Annotated in this window: 19 protein-coding genes; 7 read left to right on the forward strand and 12 right to left on the reverse strand. The window is 73.9% G+C overall.

The window, feature by feature from the left end; translation table 11 throughout:
- Positions 1-13: 13 nt before the first annotated feature.
- Both NUH29_RS11620 and NUH29_RS11625 read left to right on the forward strand, forming a co-directional pair.
- Positions 14-967, forward strand: coding sequence for a LuxR C-terminal-related transcriptional regulator (locus tag NUH29_RS11620; RefSeq protein ID WP_258799332.1), 954 nt, complete (start codon positions 14-16; stop codon positions 965-967).
- A 71-nt stretch (positions 968-1038) separates the two neighbouring features.
- Positions 1039-1518 (forward strand): RNA polymerase sigma factor, encoded by a 480-nt coding sequence (locus NUH29_RS11625; RefSeq protein WP_258799333.1) that lies wholly within the window; start codon positions 1039-1041, stop codon positions 1516-1518.
- Here the strand turns inward: NUH29_RS11625 and hrpA are convergent.
- Positions 1515-5288 (reverse strand): ATP-dependent RNA helicase HrpA, encoded by a 3774-nt coding sequence (gene hrpA / locus NUH29_RS11630; protein ID WP_258799334.1) that lies wholly within the window; start codon positions 5286-5288, stop codon positions 1515-1517. The genes NUH29_RS11625 and hrpA overlap by 4 nt on opposite strands.
- 60 nt (positions 5289-5348) lie before the next feature.
- Here hrpA and NUH29_RS11635 point away from each other — a divergent pair, with 60 nt between their 5' ends.
- The gene (locus NUH29_RS11635) at positions 5349-6179 is read left to right on the forward strand and encodes an aldo/keto reductase (RefSeq protein ID WP_258799335.1); all 831 of its coding nucleotides are present in this window, start codon (positions 5349-5351) and stop codon (positions 6177-6179) included.
- Here NUH29_RS11635 and NUH29_RS11640 read toward each other — a convergent pair.
- The 6 genes from NUH29_RS11640 to NUH29_RS11665 are packed head-to-tail and all read right to left on the reverse strand — an operon-like array spanning position 6176 to position 10338.
- Positions 6176-6928 carry an MBL fold metallo-hydrolase gene (locus NUH29_RS11640; RefSeq protein WP_258799336.1) on the reverse strand — a complete coding sequence of 251 codons (753 nt, stop codon included), beginning with the start codon at positions 6926-6928 and terminating at the stop codon, positions 6176-6178. The two genes, NUH29_RS11635 and NUH29_RS11640, sit on opposite strands and share 4 nt — an antisense overlap.
- On the reverse strand, positions 6925-7449 hold the full coding sequence (locus tag NUH29_RS11645) for a hypothetical protein (protein ID WP_258799337.1): 525 nt from the start codon (positions 7447-7449) through the stop codon (positions 6925-6927). Before NUH29_RS11645 ends, NUH29_RS11640 begins: the two co-directional genes overlap by 4 nt.
- Positions 7450-7451: 2 nt before the next feature.
- On the reverse strand, positions 7452-8960 hold the full coding sequence (locus NUH29_RS11650) for an amino acid adenylation domain-containing protein (RefSeq protein ID WP_258799338.1): 1509 nt from the start codon (positions 8958-8960) through the stop codon (positions 7452-7454).
- On the reverse strand, positions 8947-9237 hold the full coding sequence (locus NUH29_RS11655; RefSeq protein ID WP_258799339.1) for a hypothetical protein: 291 nt from the start codon (positions 9235-9237) through the stop codon (positions 8947-8949). The genes NUH29_RS11650 and NUH29_RS11655 overlap by 14 nt, the downstream gene beginning before the upstream one ends.
- Entirely contained in the window at positions 9234-10019 is a 786-nt protein-coding gene (locus NUH29_RS11660) for an ABC transporter ATP-binding protein (RefSeq protein ID WP_258799340.1), read from the reverse strand. Before NUH29_RS11660 ends, NUH29_RS11655 begins: the two co-directional genes overlap by 4 nt.
- A gap of 4 nt (positions 10020-10023) precedes the next feature.
- Positions 10024-10338: a hypothetical protein gene (locus tag NUH29_RS11665; protein ID WP_258799341.1), complete on the reverse strand. Its 315-nt coding sequence runs from the start codon at positions 10336-10338 to the stop codon at positions 10024-10026.
- A 147-nt stretch (positions 10339-10485) separates the two neighbouring features.
- On the opposite strand from NUH29_RS11665, the gene NUH29_RS11670 reads away from it, so the two are divergent.
- Complete coding sequence (locus NUH29_RS11670; protein ID WP_258799343.1) at positions 10486-12327, forward strand: thioredoxin domain-containing protein; 1842 nt, start codon at positions 10486-10488, stop codon at positions 12325-12327.
- Positions 12328-12340: 13 nt separating this feature from the next.
- Here NUH29_RS11670 and NUH29_RS11675 read toward each other — a convergent pair whose 3' ends face one another.
- A complete protein-coding gene (locus NUH29_RS11675) occupies positions 12341-13231 on the reverse strand; it encodes a sulfurtransferase (protein ID WP_258799344.1) in 891 nt (296 codons plus the stop codon).
- 75 nt (positions 13232-13306) lie between these two features.
- On the reverse strand, positions 13307-13945 hold the full coding sequence (locus NUH29_RS11680) for a DUF4386 domain-containing protein (RefSeq protein WP_258799345.1): 639 nt from the start codon (positions 13943-13945) through the stop codon (positions 13307-13309).
- 109 nt (positions 13946-14054) lie between these two features.
- On the opposite strand from NUH29_RS11680, the gene NUH29_RS11685 reads away from it, so the two are divergent.
- Both NUH29_RS11685 and NUH29_RS11690 read left to right on the forward strand, forming a co-directional pair.
- Complete coding sequence (locus NUH29_RS11685; protein ID WP_258799346.1) at positions 14055-14528, forward strand: hypothetical protein; 474 nt, start codon at positions 14055-14057, stop codon at positions 14526-14528.
- Positions 14521-14736 carry a helix-turn-helix transcriptional regulator gene (locus tag NUH29_RS11690; protein WP_258799347.1) on the forward strand — a complete coding sequence of 72 codons (216 nt, stop codon included), beginning with the start codon at positions 14521-14523 and terminating at the stop codon, positions 14734-14736. The genes NUH29_RS11685 and NUH29_RS11690 overlap by 8 nt, the downstream gene beginning before the upstream one ends.
- Before the next feature lie 14 nt (positions 14737-14750).
- On the opposite strand, the gene NUH29_RS11695 is transcribed toward NUH29_RS11690, so the two are convergent.
- Genes NUH29_RS11695 through NUH29_RS11705 form a run of 3 tightly spaced genes read right to left on the reverse strand, consistent with a single transcriptional unit; the run spans position 14751 to position 18382 of the window.
- On the reverse strand, positions 14751-15365 hold the full coding sequence (locus NUH29_RS11695; RefSeq protein ID WP_258799348.1) for a CoA-binding protein: 615 nt from the start codon (positions 15363-15365) through the stop codon (positions 14751-14753).
- A 4-nt stretch (positions 15366-15369) separates the two neighbouring features.
- Entirely contained in the window at positions 15370-16719 is a 1350-nt protein-coding gene (locus NUH29_RS11700; protein WP_258799349.1) for an O-acetylhomoserine aminocarboxypropyltransferase/cysteine synthase family protein, read from the reverse strand.
- A gap of 52 nt (positions 16720-16771) precedes the next feature.
- The gene (locus NUH29_RS11705; protein WP_258799350.1) at positions 16772-18382 is read right to left on the reverse strand and encodes a dolichyl-phosphate-mannose--protein mannosyltransferase; all 1611 of its coding nucleotides are present in this window, start codon (positions 18380-18382) and stop codon (positions 16772-16774) included.
- Positions 18383-18608: 226 nt separating this feature from the next.
- On the opposite strand from NUH29_RS11705, the gene rsmI reads away from it, so the two are divergent.
- The gene (rsmI, locus tag NUH29_RS11710) at positions 18609-19448 is read left to right on the forward strand and encodes a 16S rRNA (cytidine(1402)-2'-O)-methyltransferase (protein ID WP_258799351.1); all 840 of its coding nucleotides are present in this window, start codon (positions 18609-18611) and stop codon (positions 19446-19448) included.
- Positions 19449-19454: the final 6 nt, after the last annotated feature.

The raw sequence follows: 19454 nt of genomic DNA on the forward strand, positions 1-19454 counted from the left end.
GCAGGATGGGCGCGTGACAGAGAGGACGCCCGATCCGGATGCGTATGCCGTGCTCGCCGCGCTCCTGCGCGCGCGACCCGCGACGCGCGCCGAGCTGCCGGGGGTCGTGCACCGCGGGGAGACGGAGCTCGAGGCGGCGCTCGCCCAGCTGGAGGACCGGGGTTTCCTGAGCTTCGACGGCGACGCCGTGCGGCTCGCCGACCCCGAGGTCGTGCTCGCGGCGCTCGCCGCGGAGTCGCTCGAGCGTCAGCGGTCCGAGCTCGACGTGAACCGGCAGCTGTGGCAGCTCGTGCCGCATCTGGTGGCCGACGCGCGGATCGGCGCGCAGGGCGTCGCGCCGCGCCCGGCGTCCGAGGTCGTGCACGGACCCGAGGGCCAGTGGCAGCTGTGGATGCGGCTCATGACCGAGGCGCCGCCGCGCCGGCCGATCGCCGTCTTCCCGGAGCTGCCGCTGCTCGCCTCGGTGGTGATCGCGGGCGGCGACGATCTCTCGGCCCACCGTGCGCGACTGGGGTTCGACACCCGCGCGATCGTGCGCAGCGCCGCGCTCGCGGAGCCCGCGACGCGGGAGGCGATCCAGGGGATGCGGGCCCTCGGCGCCGAGGTGCGCTCGCTGCCCGAGGTCCCCGGTTGGTTCTATGCCGACGCGGGCGTGCTGGCCGCGCTGCCCGTGCACTGGGGCGAGCCGGCGCCGACGAGCCTGCTGCTCGTGCGGGATCCGGCGATCGTGGAGCCCATCGCCTCCTATGCGGAGAGCCTGTGGAGCGCCGCCCGGCCGCTGCCGGGGGAGCAGCCCGGATGGGAGCCGGTGCTCGAGCTGCTGGCCCAGGGGCTCTCCGACGGCGAGATCGCGGTCGCCCTCGACCTCTCGATGCGCACCGTGCGCCGACGGGTCGCCGAGGCGGCCGAGGAGTTGGGGGCCGAATCGCGCTTCGCGCTCGGTGTCGCCTGGGCGCGCGAGCACTGACGTTTGGCAACTTGCGGCCACTGGCCGCTTGCGCCCTGGCCGCCGGGAGACAGCTGCGGCACGATGCGGTCATGACCCGCGTCTCACCCGAACTGGACGCCTTCCTGCGCACCGAGTGGAGGGCGACGGTCGCCGCCGTCACCCGCACCACCCGCGATCCGGGACTCGCCGAGGACGCGGTGCAGGACGCGCTCGCCCGCTACCTCGCCGCGCCTCCGGCATCCGTCGACAACCTCGCCGGATGGATCACCGTCGTCGCCCGCAACCTCGCGCGCGACCGTCAGCGCTCGCTCGCGAGCGAGCGGCGGGCGCTCGGACGCTGGCTCGAGACGCATCGCGACGACCCGGGCGCGGGCGGGTCGGGCGAGCTGCTCGACATCCGGACCGCGCTCGCAGCCCTGCCCGAGCGGCAGCGGGAGGTGTGCGCCCTCCGGTTCCTGGCCGGGTGCAGCGTCGAGCAGGTGGCCCGCGAGCTCGGCGTCACCACGGGCACCGTGAAGACCCAGCTGCACCGGGCGCGCCGCCGCCTGGCGCTCGAGCTCGCCGCCTAGGCTCCGGCGAGCGCCTTGCGCACGCGCTGCACCGAGACGGGTCCCGCGGCGCCGAGCTGCTGGGCGAAGAGCGACAGCCGCAGCTCCTCGAGCATCCAGCGCACCGGAACCAGCCGCGCGGGGGTCGTGGTCGTCAGGGGGAGCTCGCCTCCCGCCGCCCGGTAGAGGCCGACCGCTTCCTCCACCTGGGTCTGCCAGGCGCGGTCGCGTCCGGGGTTGTCGGCCAGCTTCTCGGCCCGGAACCGGATGCCCGCCAGGTACACCGGCACCCGCGTGAGCTGCGCGATCCCCGTCACCCGCACGAACCCCGGATGCACGAGCGCCTCGAGCTGGGCGCGCGCGTCGGCGAGCGGGGCCATGAAGGCGAGGCTCGAGGCCGACGAGATCGCCTTGTCGGCCTCCTTCGCCGCGGTCAGCACGCGCGCGGTCGTCCCGGCGGCGCGGAACAGCGCGTCCATGAGTCCCGCCGACACGCGGTCGCGGAGCGCGTCGAAACCGGCGCGGTCGCGCGGGGCCGCATCCCCGGCGAGCTCGTCGACGACCGCGAGGAGCACGTCGTCGAGCAGCGCCTTCGTCGAGGGGTAGGGCGCGGTCGCCAGCACGAGCTTCTCCGCCGTCGTCAGCTGCTCCTGCACGTAGCCGAGCGGGCTCGGCAGGGCGAGCGCCACCAGGCGCCGCACACCGCGCGCGTGGGCGGCATCCGCCTCGGGGCGCCCCGTGAAGACCCGCACCGCGACGGAGGCGCCCTCGTCGACGAGCGCGGGGTAGCCCACCACGGAGGCACCCGCCTGCGTCGCGACCACCGTCTCGGGCAGGGCGTCGAGATCCCACGAGGTGAGGCCGGAGCGCTCCAGTTCGCGCCCCGGCACGACCCGCGCGGTGGCGACCGCGACATCCGTGCGCGCCCGCTCGGCGAGCCGACCCTGCAGCGCGGCGAGATCGCGGGAGGCGCCGAGCACCCGACCGCGCGCGTCGACCGCCTCGAAGCGCATGCGCAGATGTGCGGGCACCCGCTCCCATTCGATGTCGGATGCCGCCACCGGCACGTGCGCTGCGGCGCGGACGGCCGAGGCGAGCGCCTCGCCCACCGGGGCATCCGAGCGCACCGGCAGTTCGCCGAGCAGGCGCCTCGCCCAGTCCCCGGCCGGAACGACGTGGCGGCGGATGGCCTTCGGCAGCGCCTTGATGAGCGCGGTCACGAGCTCCTCGCGCAACCCCGGCACGAGCCAGTCGAAGCCGCGGTCCTGCACCCGAGGCAGCACCGCGACAGGGATGACGACCGTCACGCCGTCGTCGTCGGCGCCGGGTTCGAAGCGGTAGCGCAGCCGGAACGCGGTGTCGCCCTGCAGCCACTCGTCGGGGAACCCGGCGGCGTCGCCGGCGTCGTCCTCGAGCAGATCCTCACGGCGCATCGTGAGGAGCTCCGGGTGCTCGGCCTTCGTGCGCTTCCACCAGCTCGCGAAGCGGCGCGAGTCGGTGACGTCGTCCGGGATGCGTGCGTCGTAGAACGCGAACACCGCCTCGTCGCCGGTCAGGATGTCCCGCCGCCGGGTGCGCTCCTCGACCTCGGCGAGTTCGCGACGGAGCGCCTCGTTGGCGCGGTCGAAGCCGAGCAGACTCGAGCGCTGCAGCTCGTGCGGCCAGTCGCCCTCGACGAGGGCATGCCGCAGGAACAGCTCGCGCGCGAGCGGCGCGTCGATGCGGGCGAGCTGGGCGCGCCGGCGCGGCACGATCGGCAGTCCGTAGAGCGTGACCTTCTCCCAGACGAGCGCCGCGCCCTGCTTGCTCGACCAGTGGGGTTCGGAGTACGAGCGCTTGGCGAGATCGCCCGCGAGCGCTTCGGCCCAGGCGGGGTCGACCGCGGCGACGGTGCGCGCGAACAGCCGCGAGGTCTCGACGAGCTCGGCGGCCATCACGGCGTTGGGCTGCTTCTTGGCGAGGCCCGATCCCGGGAAGATCACGAAGCGCTGACCCCGCGAGCCGAGGTAGTCCTTCTTGTCGGCGTCGCGCAGGCCGAGGCGGGAGAGCAGCCCGGCGAGGACCGAACGGTGGACGGCGTCGGCGTCCACCGAGCGTTCGCCCGGCTTCAGACCCACCGACTTCGCCGCCCTGACGAGCTGCCGGTACAGGTCCTGCCACTCCCGCACCCGCAGGTAGTTCAGGTACTCCGCCTTGCACATGCGGCGGAACGCACTGCCGGAGCGCTCCTGCTGCTGATCCTCGAGGTGGTTCCAGAGGTTCAGCAGCGAGACGAAGTCGGAGCCCGGGTCGCGGAACCGCGCGTGGGCGGCATCCGCCTGCGGGCGCTTCTCGAGCGGCCGCTCGCGCGGGTCCTGGATCGAGAGCCCGGCGACGATCGCAGCCACCTCGCGCACGACCCCCTGCCGGCCGGCCTCGACGAGCATCCGCCCGAACCTCGGGTCGACGGGCAGCCGTGCGAGGTCGCGCCCGACCCGCGTGATGCGGTCGTCGGCGTCGACCGCCTGCAGTTCGCGCAGCAGATCGAGGCCGTCGGCGATGCCGCGGGCGTCGGGCGGGGTGAGGAACGGGAACGCGCGGATGTCGCCGAGCCGCAGCTCGAGCATCTGCAGGATCACGGCCGCGAGCCCCGTGCGCAGGATCTCCGGGTCGGTGAACTCGGGGCGGCGCGTGAAGTCGTCCTCGGAGTACAGGCGGATGGCGATGCCCTCCGAGGTGCGCCCCGCGCGCCCCGAACGCTGGTTCGCCGACGCCTGGCTGATCGCCTCGATCGGCAGCCGCTGCACTTTGGCGCGGGGCGAGTAGCGGCTGATGCGCGCGGTGCCGGCGTCGACGACGTACCGGATGCCGGGCACGGTGATGCTCGTCTCGGCGACGTTGGTGGCGATCACGATGCGGCGCCGGACGCCCGGCGCCCGCCGCGTGTCGAACACCCGGTGCTGCTCGGCCGCCGACAGCCGGCCGTAGAGCGGCACCACCTCGTCGCGGGGGAAGCGCCCGCGCACCACGTCGGCGGCATCCCGGATCTCCGACTCGCCCGACAGGAACACCAGCACGTCGCCCGGCTCCTCGCGTTCGAGCTCGGCGAGCGCGTCGACGATGCCCTGCGCGACGTCGCGATCCGAGGCGGCGGCGCCCTCGTCATCCGCGTCGTCGTCGTCGCCAGGGCCGGCCTCCGCGACGAGCGGGCGGTAGCGCACCTCGACGGGGTAGGTGCGGCCCGACACCTCGATCACCGGCACCTCGGCGCCGATCGCGGCCGAGAAGTGACGCGCGAAGCTCTGCGGGTCGATCGTGGCCGAGGTGACGATCACCTTGAGATCGGGGCGCCGCGGCAGCAGGCGCGTCAGGTAGCCGATGAGGAAGTCGATCGTGAGCGAGCGCTCGTGGGCCTCGTCGATGATGATCGTGTCGTATGCCTTCAGCTCGCGATCGCGCGACAGCTCGGCGAGCAGCACGCCGTCGGTCATCAGCTTGATCGCGGTGTCCGACTTCGTGCGGTCGTCGAAACGCACCTGGTAGCCCACCGCGGTACCCAGCTCGACGCCCAGCTCGGATGCGATGCGCTCCGCGATCGAGCGCGCCGCGATCCGGCGGGGCTGGGTGTGCCCGATCCGCTCGCGTCCCAGCTCGAGGCAGATCTTCGGCAGCTGGGTCGTCTTGCCCGAGCCGGTCGCGCCCGCGACGACCACGACCTGGTGCTCCCGGATGGCGCGCGCGAGCTCGTCGCGCGCCTGGCTGACCGGCAGCTCGGGCGGGTAGACGATCGTGGGGGTCGGGGCTTCGGACATCAGCCCTCCAGGCTACTGCGCCCCGGCGGGAGGTCCGCGTCGGATGCCAGGATGGATCGCATGACGGTTCCCCAGCTCGCGCTCAACGACGGCCACAGCATCCCTCAGCTCGGATTCGGGGTGTTCAAGGTGGACCCCGACGAGGCGGAGCGCGTCGTCTCCGAGGCGCTCGAGGTGGGCTACCGGCACATCGACACGGCGGCGGTCTACGGCAACGAGATCGGCGTCGGCCGGGCGATCGAGAAGTCGGGCATCCCGCGCGACGAGCTGTTCATCACGACGAAGCTGTGGAACTCGGACCAGGGGACGCAGTCGGCCTTCGACGCGATCGACCTGAGCCTCGAGAAGCTCGGCCTCGACCACGTCGACCTGTACCTCATCCACTGGCCGCGCCCCGACCTCGACCGCTATGTCGAGAGCTGGCTCGCGCTCGAGCAGATGCGCGCCGACGGACGGACTCGCTCGATCGGCGTCTCCAACTTCCACCGCCCGCACCTCGAGCGGATCATCGCCGAATCCGGCACGGTGCCGGCGGTCGACCAGGTCGAGCTGCACCCGGCCTTCGCCCAGCGCGAGCTGCGGGGGTTCAGCGAGCCGCTCGGCATCCGCACGGAGGCGTGGGGGCCGCTCGGCCAGGGCAAGTACGAGCTGTTCGACGAGCCGGCCGTCGCGGAGGCGGCGGCCGCGCACGGGGTGACTCCGGCGCAGGTCGTCATCCGCTGGCACCTGCAGCAGGGCATCGTCGTCTTCCCGAAGACGACCTCGAAGGAGCGCATGGCGACCAACTTCGCCGTCTTCGACTTCGAGCTCGCCCCCGAGGAGGTCGCGGCGATCGATGCGCTCGATCGCGGGATGCGCGTCGGCGCGGACCCCGAGACCGCCACTTTCTAGAGCTCGATCGCGACGCGCTCCCCGCGGGGCGTGTCGACGAGCAGGGCGTCGAGTCCGGCGTCGGCGAACGCCATCTCGAGGTCGGCGCGGCTCTCCGAGAAGTGCTCCCAGTCCTCGACGTGGAGGCCGACCACGCGGCGAGCCCCGAGGATCTCGGCGGCGTGCGCCGCCTTCTCGGAGGTCAGGGTGAGCGCGAACGGCAGCGGCGCCACCCGCGCGGCACCCGCGAACAGGATGGCGAGATCCACCGGACCGAGGCGTTCGGCGTGCTCGCGGACGAGGGCGATCGAGGAGTTGTCGCCCGACACGTAGAGGGAGGGCTCGCCGGGGGCCGCGAGATGGAATCCGGTGACCGGGCCGATCCGTGACGCGAGGGCGCGGGGTCCGTGCCGACCCGGGAGCGCCGTCACGACCACTTCGCCGACCTCGTGCCGCTGCCAGGGTGCCAGCCCCACGACGGGCGCGCCGAGCTCGGCCTCGGCCTCGGGAAGCGACAGCACGAGCGGGGCGCGCAGCGCGAGCTCGCGACCCGAGGTGTCGAAGTTGTCGGCGTGCCCGTGGTGCGAGAGCAGCACCAGCTCCACCTGCTGCACGGCGGATGCGGGGAGCCCGGGCCCGGCGGTCTTCGTGAGCTCGTCGTCGTCGTAGTACCCGGGTTCGTCGAAGGTCGGGTCGAGCAGGATGCGCAGTCCCGCGTACTCGACGAGAGCCGTCGGGCCGCCGATGTACGTCACGTGCACCGTGGTCATGCGCCGAGTGTAGGGCCGGTGCCGCGCGTCGGCGACCGCGGTGGCGCCGCCGCCCGCCAGGCGCGGCGGTCGGCGGTCGGCAGGACGAGCCCCAGCGCGTGCGCCACGGCCACGGCGATCGCGGCGAGGAACTCCGCCGGCGCCACGGCGCAGGCTGGCGCGGCGGCGACGACGAGCAGGAGCGGCGCGAGGGGACCGGCGAGGGTCACCTGACGGTCCCGACGCCGGGGCAGGGGTTCGCGGCGCAGCGCCGCGTGGACCACGCCGCTCGCGAGGTGCGCCGGCGCACGGGGCGCGATCATCCGGTACGCCGTGAGGTGACCGAGCTCGTGCAGGGGCACCGCGAGCAGCACGATGAGCAGCACGGCGACGCCGTGGGCGGCGACCGGCATGCCCAGCCCAGCCGCGACCGCACCGACCGCCACGAGCGCCGCGAGCGGCGGCCCGCAGCTGCGCAGCAGCGCGCGCGTGGCGACGCGGATCGCGGGCCGCACCCCCGGTGGCAGCTCGACGAACTCCACGGTCACCCGATCGCGAGGTCGTCGACCCGGGGCCGCGCCGCGGCGGCCGTCCAGATCGCGAGCAGCACGGCACCGGAGACCGCGGCGGCGGCCGCCTCGGCCCCGGGCGCCCAGGTCCCGGCCGCCAGCTGGAGCGGCAGCACGGCGACGGCGAACAGGAGCAGGGCCACCGCGCTCGTGATCGTCGTCGCGAGGGGGCTCGCCGCGGACCAGGGCGCGAGGACGCCGCCCGTCGCGGCCGCGAGCCCCAGCACCACGCCGAGGCCGAGCCGACCGGCCGCCGTGTCGAGGGCGATCGTGCCCGACCCCGCGAGGATCGCCGCCGACAGCAGACTCGTCGGGGCGGCCGCGAGGAGGCCGGCGACGAGCCCCTCACCCGCGATCGTCCGGCCGTCGCGGCCCGTCGACCGCACCCACCAGGAGCTGCCGTGGGTGAGGCCGAAGGCGAACATCGCGATCGAGAACGGCGCGACGAGCGGGATCCCCGTGAGGGGTTCGGTGATGATCGCCGCGTCGTGGGCCCCGGGCGTGACGAGCGCGAGCGCCAGCAGCACGGGCGCGATGCCGAGCAGCAGGAACTGCGGCAGTCGCACGAGCTGCAGGGCGTGGACGGCGATCGCGCCCGCGCGTGCGCCGCGCGGCAGCGGGAGGCCGACGAGCACGCGGGTCACCTCGGTCGGGACGGCGCGCGGCGGATGCCGCAGCACGAGCGCGACCAGGGCGCCGACGACCGCGGCGGTGACGAGCAGCACCGCGGCGGCGACGAGGAGCGCGGCGGGGTCGTCGCCGGCCGAGAGCACCGCGGCCGCCTCCATCGGCGACAGCGCTCCGACGCCCGAGGGCGGGCGGGGATCGGGCAGGAGCGCGGGGAGCGCGAGGGCGACCGTCGCGCCGAGGAGCAGCACCGCCGCGGCGCCGACCGCGTAGGCGTGCGGCAGCTGCACCCGGCACGCCGCGCCGTACAGCAGCTCGAAGAGGGCCGGGATCGCGAGCGCGGTCAGCAGCAGCAGCACCAGGTGCACGGCGATCGCCGCGACGGCGCGCCCGGGGCGATCGCGCAGGAGCAGCGCCAGGAACACCCCCAGGGGCGAGGCGAGCACCACCGCGAACGCCGTGCCGAGGAGCAGGGCGGGCAGCCGCTCGCCGACTCCGCGTGCGGCGGGCCCGACCGGCAGCACGGCGACGAGATCGCCGAGGGCGCTGCCGCGCGGACGGGTGGCGGCCAGCAGCAGCTGGGGGATCGCCCCGCCGAGGAGCGCGCCCGCCGCCGTGACGCGCGTGAGAGGGCGCAGATCGGCGTCCGGACCGAGCGTCGGGGCGCCCGCGAGCGCGCCCACGACGACGACCGAGACGAGCGCGGCGAGCCCGGCGCACAGCACCACGGCCACCGCCACGCCGAGGTCGACGCCGCGCGTGCTCGTTCCGAGCGAGCCGGCCGTGTGCCGTCGCCAGCCGATCCAGGAGGCGCCGGCGATGGCCCGCGCGGGCGACGGCGCCTCAACCGTCGGCACGGCGGCCCCGCGATCGCGTGCGTGCGACGAAACAGCCGAGGAGCGCGCCGAGCGCCGTCCAGATGGCGAGGGTGATCGTGATCCCGGCGGCATCCGGCAGGAAGCCCAGCTGGGGGGCGCCGTCGACGACGGCGAACTCCGCGTGGAACACCCCGGGCAGATCGGCGCGGCCGCGGGTCGCGAAGGCGATCCCGAGACAGGCGATGCACGCGACGATGAGCCCGAACACCCCGGTCGCGAGTGCGGCGAGCGCCGATGCGACGACGGTGCGGATCACGGGCGCACCTCCCGCGCGGCCGTGGTGGCGGGCAGGGTGGCGAGCAGCCGCTGCTCGGCCTCGTGGTCGATGGCGCCGCCGGTGAGGTGCGCGAAGGCCGCCTCGAGATCGTCGGCGCCCGCCTGGCGCCGCACCGCATCCGGGGTGCCCTGCGCGACGACGGCTCCCGCGTCGATCAGCCAGACCCACGCGCTGTCGCGTTCCGCCCGGGACAGGTCGTGGGTGGCGACGACCACGGCGCGGCCCGAGGCGGTGAAGCCGTCGAGGTAGCGCCGCACGAACGCGGCGGCCCGCGGATCGAGTCCCCGGTACGGCTCGTCGAGGATCAGCACGAGCGGATCGTGCACGACCGCGGCCACGAACTGCAGCTTGCGGCGCATGCCGTGCGAGTACTCCGAGATCTGCCGCGCCAGGCTGTCGCGGATGCCGAGGAGCGCGCACAGCTCGGCGGCGCGTGCGCGGTCGTCGCGACGCCGCAGGCGGTCGTGCAGCGTGAGGTACTCGGCTCCCGTGAGCGCCGCGGGGAGGGGGAGATCGTCGGGGGCGTAGCCGACGAGGGCGCGCGCGGCGGGTTCGCGCAGATCGAGCCCGTCGACCTCGACGCGGCCGGTCGTGGGAGGGAGGAGTCCGGTGAGGATCCCGAGGGTCGTCGTCTTGCCGGCGCCGTTGGGTCCGAGCAGGGCGTGCGACCGCCCCGCGCGGACCCGCAGGTCGACCGGCTGCAGCACCCGGCGGGATCCCCGGGTGAGCGAGATCCTCTCGGCGTCGAGCAGCACGGTCACGGCGTCAGACCCGCTTGCAGGCCAGGTAGAAGAGCCCGCCGCTCTGGCCGGGCCAGCTGACCGCCGGCCAGAAGTTGGGCCCGAAGTAGGCCTGGCAGTAGTAGATCCAGGTCGCGACGGCGCCGATGATGGCGATGAGCGCCAGCGCGGCGGCGACCGCGATGACCGCCACCAGGATGAGCGGGGCCACCTCGTTGGTGACGGCCGGACGATCGGCGCGGGCGGCGAGCGCTCCCGAGGCGCGACCGGCGGCCGCGCGCACGAGGGTGTCGATGCGGACCCCCGTCGCGAGGACGGGGCTGGGGGTGAGTGTCGTCATTCTGTTCCTTCCGGGGAGGGGTGCGGATGCACCGTGACCTCTTCCTAGCAAGAACTGAGTCGTATGGCTACAGAATATGGACATATGTGGACAAGAAGGAACCGCCCGGCCTCGGAAGGGTGCGAGGGGGCGTCGTAGGCTGGCGGGATGGCGGACCGGCTGCGCGAGGCGATCAGCCCCTACCTGCGCTCGCACGCCGACAACCCCGTCGACTGGTGGCCGTGGGGTCCCGACGCGTTCGCCGAGGCGGCGCGGCGCGACGTGCCGGTGCTCGTCTCGATCGGCTACGCCACCTGCCACTGGTGCCACGTCATGGCGCGGGAGTCGTTCTCCGATCCGCAGCTCGCCGGGTACCTGGACGACCACCTCGTCGCGATCAAGGTCGACCGCGAGGAGCACCCCGACGTCGACGCCGCGTTCCTGGCAGCCGCATCCGCGTTCACCCCGAACCTCGGCTGGCCGCTCACGGTCTTCCTGACACCCGCGGGGCGCACCTTCTTCGCGGGCACCTACTTCCCGCCGGAGCCCGTGCGCGGGGTGCCGTCGTTCCGGCAGGTGCTCGAGGCGATCGTCGAGGCGTGGACCGAGCGCCGCGCCGAGGTCGAGTCGACGGGTGCCGCGGTGGCCGAGGCGCTCGCGGCGATGCCCGAGGTGCCGGATGCCGTGCTCCCGTCCGACGACGAGCTCGCCGCCGCCGTCGCCGAACTCGCGGACTTCGAGGACCGGGACCACGGCGGCTTCGGTGCCGACGCCAAGTTCCCGAACGCGCCCGTGCTGCGCTTCCTCGCCGGGCGCGCCCTGCGGGGCGACGCTGCGGCCGCGCGGCTGGGCGATCGTCTCTACACGGCCACGCTCGCGCTGCGCGATCCCGTCGAGGGCGGCTTCTTCCGCTACGCGGTTCGGCGCGACTGGACCGAGCCGCACTACGAGCGGATGCTGTCCGACAACGCGCAGCTGCTCGACCTCGCGACCGCGCACGGCGACGCGGCCGGCGCGGAGGCCGTGGCGGGATTCCTGCTCGGCGTGCTCCGCCTGCCGGGCGGGGCCTTCGCATCCGCGCAGGACTCCGAGAGCCTCGTCGACGGCGCCCGGAGCGAGGGCGGCTACTACGCCCTCGACGCGGCGGGACGGGCGACGCAACCGCCGCCCGCGCTCGACGCCAAGGTGCTCGCGGGGCTCAACGGCATGGCCGTCGGCGCGCTCGCCGACGCCGGCGTGCGGTTCGCCCGCGCCGACTGGATCGCCGCCGCCGCCCGTGCCGCCGACGCCGTCTGCGCCGTGCACCTCGTGCCGACGCCCGACGGCCCGAGGCTGCGCCGCGCGAGCCGCGACGGTCGGGTGTCGGACGCCGTGGCGACCCTCGAGGACTACGGGGGGCTCGCCGGCGGCCTGCTCCGCCTCGCCCTCGCCACCGGCGACGCCGCCCGCGCCGCGCTCGCGCGCTCGCTCGTCGACGTGTGCGCGACGGCGGAGGGGATCGCGACGCCCTCCGGCGGCGACCCGGTGCTCGCCGCGCGCGGCATCGCGGTCGACGCGGATCGCACCGAGGGTGCGACGCCGTCCGGGGCCGCGCTGCTCGCGGACGCCGCGGCGCGGCTCGCGGAGCTCGTCGACGGCGGCGGCTACCGCGAGCTCGCGGAACGCGCTCTGGCGCCGAGCCTCGCACCCGCCCGGGAGCGCCCGATCGCGTACGGCGCGACCCTCGCGACGGCGGCGCGACTCGCCGCCTCGCCGGTCGAGCTCGTCGTGGTGCTCCCCGCGGTCGACGCGGCCGGCGGGGTGGCCGAGGTCGCGCGCACGTGGGCGCATCCGGATCGCACGGTCGCGCTCGTGACGGGTCCGCAGGCCGAGGCGCTCGCCGCCGCCGGGTTCTCGCTGTTCGCGGAACGCCGCGCGCTGCACGACCTGGCGACCGCCTACCTCTGCGAGGGCTTCGTGTGCCGGCTCCCGACGACCGACGCCGCCGTGCTCGCGTCGTCCCGGGGGTGACGCTCTCGGGCCGCTATCGCACCCGCTCCGTCGACGTCACGAGCGGTGCGTGCGGATCGGCCGCCCACTCGTTGAGCGATCCGTCGTAGATCGCGACCGAGCGCTCGCCGAGGAGGGTCAGGGCGAGGGCGCTCGCCGCCGCGGCGATGCCGCCGCCGCAGTAGGTGATGATGCGCGGTGCCCCGAGCGCCGGGGCGAGACGCTGCCGCAGTTGCTCGGCGTCGAGCACCGTGTTGCGCTCCCGGTCGACGAGGAACCCGGCGGGAGCCGAGCTCGACCCGGGGATGTGGCCCGCCCGCGCCCGTGAGGCCACCTCGCCGGTGAAGTCCTTGGGGGGCGCAGAGCAGACGAGCGCCGCCTCGACCTCGCCGCGCACCACGGCCTCGACCTCGGCCTTGTCGACCCACAGCTCCTCGCGCGGCACCGCGGTGAAGGTCGCGGGCGCGGGCTCCACGTGGCCGAGCACGAGCTCCCGCGCATCGGCGCGCCACTTCGTGAGCCCGCCGTCGAGCACGGCGACGCGGTCGTAGCCGAAGGCGCGGAACAGCCACCACAGCCGGGCCGCCCACTGGCCCACCGCCGTGTCGTAGACGACGACGCTCGTGTCGGGGCCGACCCCGAGCGCGCCCGCCGCCGCGGCGAAGCGCTCGGCATCCGGTCGGGTGAACGCGTAGGCGCCGTCGGGGTCCGAGAAGTCGTCGATCAGGTCGGCGAACACCGCGCCCGGCACGTGCCCCTCGAGCAGGTACTGCTCGTGGCCGCTCAGGTATCCGGGGCGCCCGTCGGGCCGGGTGAAGCCGGCCACGGACGCGTCGACCACGAGCAGCCCGTCCCGGCCGAGGTGGTCGGCGAGCCACTGGGTCGAGACGAGCGGTCCGGGCAGGGCGATCGATTCGGCGGTCATGCCAGCACGCTAGGCCCGATGCGTGCGGCCGGGCGCGCGGTCCGCAACATGCGGTAACCCGCGCCCGGCACCGCCTCATCCGCCGACGGGTCCGGATGCGGGCGCGGTGCGCCGGATGCCCACCGTGAGCAGGTATCCGATCATCCACAGCTCCCCGACCGTCGCGAGATAGGCGAGCGCATCGGCGACGGGCGCGAGGGCCTCGACCACGCCCAGCACGGCCGCGAGCACGTAGCCGGCGCCGCCCACGACGAGCGCCCAGCCGAGTGCGCGGGGCATCAGCCGCGTCGTGATCGCGAACACCCCCATCGGCACGAGCCAGAGACCGAAGAACACGGCGCCGGCCTGCCAGCCCGCGTCGCTGAGCGCACGGAGCAGCGCGACCGTGGCCTCGACGTCGCCCCCCGGGGCGAGCGCGGGGTCGGCGCCCACGGCGAGCGCGACCGCGAGGAACCCGGCGCTGCCGAGGATCACGATCGCGTTCGCGAGTCCGAACGAGGCGACGCCCCACGCCGCCGTGGGGTGGTCGCGTCGGAACAGGGCGAAGAAGCCCCACGCGGCGAGCGCCTGCGAGACGACGACCAGCAGCTCGGCGAGCAGCGCGAGCTCGGCGTATCCGGGCATCCCGCGGAGGACGAGGTGTCCGGCCATCCCGGTCAGGGCGAGGGCGAGGTAGGCGGCGCCCGTGGAGCGGGCGACGGTGGGCGGGGTCATGTGGTCTCCTCATGGGGTGTCAACTATTCTTGACATCGCACGCTAGGGCCGCCGACCCGCAATGTCAAATATTCTTGACATTCTGACGTGCGGGACATACCGTCCTCGCATGGACCTCGACGAACGCATCCCCATGACGACGAGCGAGCGCACGGCATGGATCGCCGCGGTGCTGACCCCCGCAACGGTCGTCGGCTACCTGGTCGTCGTCGCGCCCCAGCTCGCCTCCACCCCGGTCGACCGGCTGGGCTGGCAGGCGCCCATGCTCTGGTCGATGGGCATCAACTTCGTCGGCACGATCGTGCTGACGATCCTCGCCACCATCGTCGCCGGGATCGGCGCCGGGATCCGGCACGAGGAGCTCGACACCTCCAGCGACCAGCGCGACCGCGACATCGATCGGCACGGGGGCCGGGTGGCCCTGTCGATCTCCGCGGCGGGGCTTCTCGCCGTGCTCGTGCTCGCGATGCTCGAGCTCGACGCCTTCTGGATCGGCAACGCGGCCTTCGTGGTCGGCGCGATCGGGGCCACCGCCGGCTCGATCGCGCAGATCGCGGCGTACCGCGGGACGTTCCGTGGTTAAGGCCACCCGCGTCACCAACGACATCCGCGCGATCCGCACGGCGCGCGGCATCACCCAGGCGCAGCTCGCGAGCGCCGTGGGCGCCACCCGGCAGACGATCATCGCCATCGAGCAGGGGCGCTACTCGCCGTCGCTCGAGATGGCCTTCCAGATCGCCCGGGCGCTCGGGGTGCGCCTCGACGAGGTGTTCGGCTACCCCGAGGACTGAGGCGGTGCGGGCCCCTAGCGGACGGTCTTGCGGCTGGTGATCTGACCGGTGTCGAACCCCAGCAGGTGCAGCCCCCCGTGGAAGCGGGCGTGCTCGACCTTGATGCAGCGGTCCATGACGACGGTGAGACCCTTCGCCTCGCCGTCGTAGGCGGCCTCCTCGTTCCAGATGCCGAGCTGCACCCAGATGGTCTTCGCGCCGATCGCCACCACGTCGTCGATCACCTGCGGGATGTCGCTGCCGCGCCGGAACACGTCGACGATGTCGGGCACGACGGGCAGGTCGGCGAGCGACTTGTACACCGGCTGCCCGAGGATCTCGGTGGCGTTGGGGTTCACGAAGTAGAGGTCGTAGTCGCTCGACTGCTGCAGGTACGTCGCCACGAAGTACGAGGAGCGTGCGGGGTTCGGCGAGGCGCCGACGATCGCGACCGACTTCGCGCTGCGCAGGATGTCGCGGCGCTCCTGCGCGCTCGGGCCGATCCACGTGCGCTTGCTGCGCAGCAGCTTGGCGAGCGGGGAGTCGGACGGGATGGAGCAGGAGAGTCCGTTCTGCAGGTTGACGGTGGTTTCGGCAGGCTCAACCCGACGCTCGAGGTCGAGGTCCGGGGCTTCGACAGTGGTCGACATGCGGTTATTCTCCTCCGACGGCGATGGTCAGCGCTCGGTCGAGGTCGTACAGGATGTCGTCCGGGTCCTCGATTCCGACCGAGATGCGCACGAGGCCCGGCAGCACGCCCGCGTCGAGCAGCTGCTGCCCGGTGAGCTGCGCGTGCGTCGTCGACGCCGGGTGGATCACGAGGGTCTTCGCGTCGCCGATGTTGGCGAGGTGGCTCGCGAGCTCCACCGACTCGATGAAGGTCTGGCCGACCGAGCGCGAGTCGCGGGTCGCCGAGCCCTTCACCCCGAAGCTGAACACCGCGCCGGGGCCCTTCGGGAAGTAGCGCTGTGCGCGCTCGTGATGCGGATGCGAGGGCAGGCCCGCCCAGTTCACGAACTCGACGCGCGGGTCGGCCGCGAGGAACTCGGCCACGGTGCGGGCGTTGTCGACGTGCGCCTGCATGCGGAACGGCAGCGTCTCGACACCCTGCGCGAGCAGGAACGCCGAATGCGGGGCGAGCACCGGGCCGATGTCGCGCAGCTGCTCGGCGCGCAGCCGCGTGAGGAAGGCGTACTCGCCGAAGTTGCCGTGCCAGTTGAGGCCGCCGTAGTGGGGCACCTCCGCATCGAACAGCGGGAAGCGCTCGTTCGCCCAGTGGAAGCGGCCGGACTCCACCACGACACCGCCGAGGGTGGTGCCGTGACCGCCGAGGAACTTGGTGGCCGAGTGGATCACGACATCCGCACCCCACTCGATCGGCCGGTTGAGGTAGGGGGTGGCCACGGTCGAGTCGACGATGAGCGGCAGGTGGTGCGCGTGCGCCACCTCGGCGAGGCCCTCGAGGTCGGCGATGTCTCCCGAGGGGTTGGTGATCGACTCGACGAAGATCAGCTTCGTCTTCTCTGTGATCGCGGCCGCGTAGTCGGCCGGGTCGGTGCCGGTGACGAAGGTGGTGTCGACCCCGAAACGGCGCAGCGTCACGTCGAGCTGGGTGACCGAGCCGCCGTAGAGGCTCGACGCCGACACGATGTGGTCGCCGGCGCCCGCGAGGGAGGCGAAGGTGATGAACTCGGCCGAGAGCCCGGACGCCGTGGCGACGGCCCCGAGGCCGCCCTCGAGCGAGGCGATGCGCTCCTCAAAGGAGGCGACGGTCGGGTTCGCGAGGCGCGAGTAGATGTTGCCGTACTTCTGCAGCGCGAAGCGGGCCGCGGCATCCGCGGTGTCGTCGAACACGAACGCGCTCGACTGGTAGATCGGCAGGGCGCGGGCGCCGTGCACGGCGTCGGGGATGTTGCCGGCGTGGATCGCGCGGGTGCGGAAACCCCAGGCGTGGTCGGAGCCGTGGACGGGTGCGGCGGGCTGATCGGCGGCGCTGTCTGGCATCCGTTCAGGCTACCGGCGGGCCGGGAGTGTTGCGGTGTGTTGCGGCCCCGCCTCAGATCCAGCTGCGGAACCAGTAGTGCGCCCGCATGTAGAGCTCGGAGACGGGTTCGCCGGTCCACATCGGCCAGAAGAACACCGAGGCGAGCGCCGCGAGCGCGAGGTAGACGCCGACGGTCGTGAGCCCGGCGACGCGGCGCGGCTCCGGATCGGAGCGCGAGCCCGCGACGGCGGCGAGCGCGGCGGTCAGGGCGAGCACCAGATAGGGCTCGAAGGCGATCGTGTAGAACTGGAAGACCGTGCGGTTCAGGTAGAGCAGCCACGGCAGGTACCCCGCTGCGACCCCGGTCAGGATGAAGGCGTCGCGCCACACCCGCCGGCCGCGTCGCACCCCGCGCACGACCCGCACCGCGAGGAAGACGAGCGCCGCCGTGCCGCCCCACCAGATGAGCGGGTTGGCGAGGTCGAGGATCGCCGCGACCTGGCCGCCGCCGAGGTTCTCGTAGTACATGCTCGTCGGCCGCACGAGGAACAGCCAGGTGAGCGGGTTCGCCTGGTAGTTGTGCGGGGTCGACAGCCCGGCGTTGAAGTCGTAGATCGCCACCTGGTAGTGCCACCAGTTCTGCAGGGCGGTCGGCACCCAGGCGAGCGGGCCCGTCCACGCGGTGCCGCCGCCGCTCTCGACCCAGTGCCGGTAGTAGCCCCCGTCGCTCGCGAACCAGCCCCACCAGCTCGTCAGGTAGACGACGAGCGCGAGGGGCACGAGCAGCACGAAGTCCACCGGCCCCTGGCGGAGCGCGGCGCCGGCGCCCCACTGCTCGATCCCGGCGCGCCTGCGCATCAGCGCATCCGACACGACCGTGTAGACGCCGAACACCGCGAGGAAGAAGAAGCCGTTCCACTTCACGCTCGCGGCGCAGCCGAAGGCGAGGGATGCCGCGAGCAGCCACGGGCGCCACCACAGCACCGGCCCCCAGGCGGTCGGCGGCCCGGCGGCGAGCCGCGCGCGGAGGCGGCGGCTCGCCCAGCCGCGGTCGAGCAGCACGAAGTAGGCGCCGAGCAGCGCGAAGAACGCGATGCCGGTGTCGAGCAGCGACACCCTGCTCATGACGATGGCGTTGCCGTCGATCGCCATCAGGCCGCCCGCGACCACCACGAGGGTGGTCGAGGCGAACAGCCTCCGGGCGACGAGCATGGTGAGCGCGACGAGCAGGATGCCGACCACCGCGATCCCGATGCGCCAGCCGAAGGCGCTGTCGGTGCCGAAGGCCGCCATCCCGGCGCCGATGATCCACTTGCCGAGCGGGGGATGCACCACGAAGGAGCCGTCGGAGAGGTAGACGTCGGGGTCGCCGCCCGCGAACGACGCGTTCGCGTCGTCGGGCCAGCGCGCCTCGTAGCCGAGGTGCGAGAGCGTGTACGCGTCCTTCACGTAGTACGTCTCGTCGAAGACGAGCTGGTGCGGCTGGTCGAGACCGATCAGGCGGGTCGCGGCGGCCACCGCGAGCACGACGGCGGGGGCGCCCCCGTCCCAGGCGCGGCGGAGGCGGGGGTCGCCCATCCAGCGCCGCCACGCCTCGTCGAGCCGTGAGCCGGTGCGCTCGTGAGGCGGCGGGCCGTCCGGGCCGTGGACGGCGCGCTCGAACTCGGCCGCGCGCTCATCCATGCCCGCATCGTATCCGCGCCGCCGCCGTCGATCCTGAGCGGGAGAGGCGGCCGCGTGCAGAAATGCAGGAGCCCCCCTCAGAAATGCAGGAGATCCCCGGATGCCGCGCCGGATATCCGGGTTCGGCGGGTTCCGCGGGGCCGGATCTCCTGCATTTCTGCACCAGGCATCCTGCATTTCTGCAGCGGGGGAGGGGGTGGTGCGGATGGCGCGGCAGGATGAGGGGGTGATCATCCTCGCGGCGACGCCCATCGGCAACCTCGGCGACGCCTCGCGGCGGCTCGTCGAGGCGCTCGAGAACGCGGAGGTCGTCGCCGCCGAGGACACCCGCACCACCGTGCAGCTGCTCCGGGCTCTCGGCATCGAGAACCGCCCGCGGCTCATCGCGCTGCACGAGCACAACGAGTCGGCGAAGGCCGCCGAACTGGTCGAGCTCGCGCGCGACGGCGACCTGCTCGTGCTCTCGGACGCCGGCATGCCGACCGTCTCCGACCCCGGCTTCCCGCTCGTCGCGGCGGCGGCGGATGCGGGGGTCGCCGTCACCGCGATCCCCGGCCCGTCCGCGGTGCTGACCGCGCTCGCCGTGTCGGGCCTGCCGACCGACCGCTTCTGCTTCGAGGGCTTCCTGCCGCGCAAGGGCCGCCTCGCGGCGCTCCGCGCACTCGCGACCGAACCCCGCACCCTCGTCTTCTTCGAGTCGCCGCACCGTGTCGCCGACGCGCTCGCCGACCTCGCGGCCGCGTTCGGACCGGAGCGCCGCGGCGCCGTGTGCCGCGAGCTGACCAAGCTGCACGAGGAGGTCGCGCGCGGCACCCTCGCCGAGCTCGCCGAGCGCTACGCCGACGGCACCCGCGGCGAGCTCGTGCTGGTGGTCGCCGGCGCCGCGCCCGCCACCGCCTCCTTCGACGACGCGCTCGCCCAGGTGCACGCGCTCACCGCATCCGGAACCCGCCTGAAGGAGGCGACCGCCGAGGTCGCCGAGGCGACCGGTCTCAGCCGTCGCGAGCTCTACGAGGCGGCGCTCGGCTCGCGCCGACCGCCGTCACACGAGAAGCGCCCCAACTAGACTCGT

Origin of the sequence: Protaetiibacter mangrovi (assembly GCF_024752305.1) — a bacterium.
Lineage (GTDB): Bacteria > Actinomycetota > Actinomycetes > Actinomycetales > Microbacteriaceae > Homoserinibacter > Homoserinibacter mangrovi.

What these genes read in the sequence shown, in the direction of transcription:
- NUH29_RS11700 (WP_258799349.1), bottom strand. Translation starts at nt 16,719, where the DNA reads ATGCCAGACAGCGCCGCCGATCAGCCCGCCGCACCCGTCCACGGCTCC.
- NUH29_RS11625 (WP_258799333.1), top strand. Translation starts at nt 1,039, where the DNA reads ATGACCCGCGTCTCACCCGAACTGGACGCCTTCCTGCGCACCGAGTGG.
- NUH29_RS11680 (WP_258799345.1), bottom strand. Translation starts at nt 13,945, where the DNA reads ATGACCCCGCCCACCGTCGCCCGCTCCACGGGCGCCGCCTACCTCGCC.
- NUH29_RS11685 (WP_258799346.1), top strand. Translation starts at nt 14,055, where the DNA reads ATGGACCTCGACGAACGCATCCCCATGACGACGAGCGAGCGCACGGCA.
- NUH29_RS11635 (WP_258799335.1), top strand. Translation starts at nt 5,349, where the DNA reads ATGACGGTTCCCCAGCTCGCGCTCAACGACGGCCACAGCATCCCTCAG.
- NUH29_RS11640 (WP_258799336.1), bottom strand. Translation starts at nt 6,928, where the DNA reads ATGACCACGGTGCACGTGACGTACATCGGCGGCCCGACGGCTCTCGTC.
- NUH29_RS11695 (WP_258799348.1), bottom strand. Translation starts at nt 15,365, where the DNA reads ATGTCGACCACTGTCGAAGCCCCGGACCTCGACCTCGAGCGTCGGGTT.
- NUH29_RS11705 (WP_258799350.1), bottom strand. Translation starts at nt 18,382, where the DNA reads ATGGATGAGCGCGCGGCCGAGTTCGAGCGCGCCGTCCACGGCCCGGAC.
- NUH29_RS11670 (WP_258799343.1), top strand. Translation starts at nt 10,486, where the DNA reads ATGGCGGACCGGCTGCGCGAGGCGATCAGCCCCTACCTGCGCTCGCAC.
- NUH29_RS11665 (WP_258799341.1), bottom strand. Translation starts at nt 10,338, where the DNA reads ATGACGACACTCACCCCCAGCCCCGTCCTCGCGACGGGGGTCCGCATC.
- NUH29_RS11675 (WP_258799344.1), bottom strand. Translation starts at nt 13,231, where the DNA reads ATGACCGCCGAATCGATCGCCCTGCCCGGACCGCTCGTCTCGACCCAG.
- hrpA (WP_258799334.1), bottom strand. Translation starts at nt 5,288, where the DNA reads ATGTCCGAAGCCCCGACCCCCACGATCGTCTACCCGCCCGAGCTGCCG.